Origin of the sequence: Bradyrhizobium sp. (assembly GCF_016462955.1) — a bacterium.
GTDB lineage: Bacteria > Pseudomonadota > Alphaproteobacteria > Rhizobiales > Xanthobacteraceae > Bradyrhizobium.
This window is the reverse complement of the sequence record NZ_JAEMSD010000090.1, coordinates 14,903-17,186: the sequence shown is the minus strand read 5'-3', so window position 1 is coordinate 17,186 and position 2,284 is coordinate 14,903. Positions and strand designations below refer to the sequence as shown.

At 64.2% G+C, this 2,284-nt stretch carries 2 protein-coding genes and 1 pseudogene; all 3 read right to left on the bottom strand.

Translation table 11 applies throughout. The features are described from left to right. Positions 1 to 582 (bottom strand): annotated as a pseudogene (locus JHD07_RS12410) (hypothetical protein); the annotation flags it as partial. 93 nt (positions 583 to 675) lie between these two features. Then, entirely contained in the window at positions 676 to 960 is a 285-nt protein-coding gene (locus tag JHD07_RS12405) for a cupin domain-containing protein (RefSeq protein WP_291622405.1), read from the bottom strand. Between the two features lie 51 nt (positions 961 to 1,011). Next, on the bottom strand, positions 1,012 to 2,284 hold a 1,273-nt coding region (locus JHD07_RS12400; RefSeq protein WP_291622403.1), incomplete at its 5' end, for a sodium:proton antiporter.

Below are 2,284 nucleotides of genomic sequence, written 5' to 3'. Positions count from 1 at the left end.
CGCGCGAACCTCCGCAGGCCTGGCTTCGGCAGATCTGGGCTCAGCGGCCTTGGCCTCGGTAGCCTTGGCCTCGGTAGCCTTGGCCTCGGCTGGCTTGCCCTCATTCGACTTGCGCAGGCGCTCGATCGCAGCACGCGCGAGATCGTTGGCGTCGGGGGTCGCGGCGGGGGAAGCCGCCGTCGAGGCCGAATTGGCCTCAACGACTGGAGCAGAGGCAGCCGGAGCTGACTTGGCCGCGGCCTTGTCGCGCGCAGAAGGACGGCCGCGCGGGCCGTTTTCCGCGGGAGCCATGTCGGCGGCCTTGGCCTCGGCCGAAGGCTGATGATCGGCAGGCTTCTCGACCGTCGCCCTTTCGGCGACGCTCTTCTCGGAAATGCCCTTGGCCTTGACGCCAGGGGCAGGAAGGTTGGCGGCGGCATCCGGTTTGCCGTCACTGCCCGTCTGGGCGGGCGCGACCACGGCGGCTGGGGTGTCGGCCGCCGGCTTGGCGTTGATGTAGTGGTTAACGATGTAAGCCCCGATGATCGTTGCGAGCACCGAGGGGAAAATATCCGTCGAGATTTTAGCGAGGTATTTCAGCATTTCTCGGCCACTCCCCGCGCGATCTGATGCGGGAACTTTAGGGCATTGTGAGGGATCAACTGCGACGGATCGATGGCAGACAGGAGCGCCGGCTTATGGTTTCAGCTCTATTTCAAGGAACACGATCTCGGTTGAGGTTTCGTTAAGTACGTCATGCTCGACGCCGGCCTTGCGGAAATAGGACTTTCCCGCCGCGAGCTGCGCTTTGGACCGCTCGCCATTCGGCGCCACGATGGTCATCTCTCCCGCCACGACCGGAACGATGACATAGTCCATGCCGTGGGTGTGATGCCCCGTGGCGCTGCCGGGCACGAGCCGCCATTCGGTCACCCGGACCTGCTCATTGTCGACCTGAACCTCGGATTTGGCGGCAAGCATCAGAATTCTCCTGATCGGGGCTCGGCAGCAGTAGCAAATCGGGCGCGAGATTCAATGCCAGTGCAGGATCGGGACGACCGGCAGGAACGTCAGCAACAGGAACAGCGGGATCAGCACGGCGCCGGCGCGCAGGAAATAACCGAAGAAGCTCGGCATCTGGATGCCGCTTTCACTGGCGATGCTGCTCACCATGAAGTTCGGCGCGTTGCCGATATAGGTGAGCGCTCCCATGTAGACGGCCCCCATGGAGATCGAGGCAAGCGTGCCGGAGAGCTGATGCATCAGCACTTGCGCATCCCCGCCGGCGAGTTCGAAGAACAACAGATAGGTCGGAGCATTGTCGAGGAACGCGGACATCAGGCCGGTAAACCAGAAATAGACGACCTCACGCGGCGCTCCGTCCGGCCCCGTCACGGCGGTGAGCAGCCAGGCGAACGCACCGTCATGTCCGGCATTGAGCATGGCAATGACCGGGATGATGGCGACGAAGATGCCGGCGAACAGCTTCGCGACCTCGCGGATGGGTTCCCAGGTGAAGCCGTTGGCCTGCCGATGTTCGTCCGGCGTGAGCCACACCGACAGCGCCGCGATGGCGAGCAGCACCAGATTGCGGGCGATGTCCTCCAGCTCCAGCTTGGTGCCGAGAATGTCGAACGAAACGCCCGGCTTCCACATTGCCGAGGCCAGCAGACTGGCGGCGATGGCCGCAATCAGCACCAGATTGACGAGCCCGCGGATGCGGACCGGCTGGGCGGGGCCGGCGCCAACGGGCGGCGGCTCGCTCCGGAAACGCCAGAGGTCGATGGCGGCGAAAATCGCGAGCAGCAGCCCGGCCACGATTGCGGTCTGCAGCCAGATGGTTCGCGTGGTCCAGAAGAAGTCGACGCCGTGCAGGAAGCCGACGAACAACGGGGGATCGCCGAGCGGGCTCAGCGCGCCGCCTACATTTGCAACCAGGATGATGAAGAAGATGACGACATGGACGTTGTGACGGCGCAGCCGGTTGGCGCGGAGCAAGGGGCGGATCAGAATCATCGCCGCACCCGTGGTACCGACGATGCTCGCTCCCAACGTGCCGAGCGCGAGAATGCCGAGATTGGTCGCCGGCGTCGCCTTGATGTCTCCAGTGATGAGGACGCCGCCGGCTACGACATAGAGCGAGAACAGCAGAACGATGAAGCCGAGATATTCGGCGAGCAGGGCGTGAACGAGCGCCGCCAGCGTTGCCATGCCGCCAGCGAAGACGACCAGCGAGCCGAGCGACAGCACCGCCCAGGCCGCGGTGATCTTGCCGTAATGGTGGTGCCAGAATTGTGCGAACAGC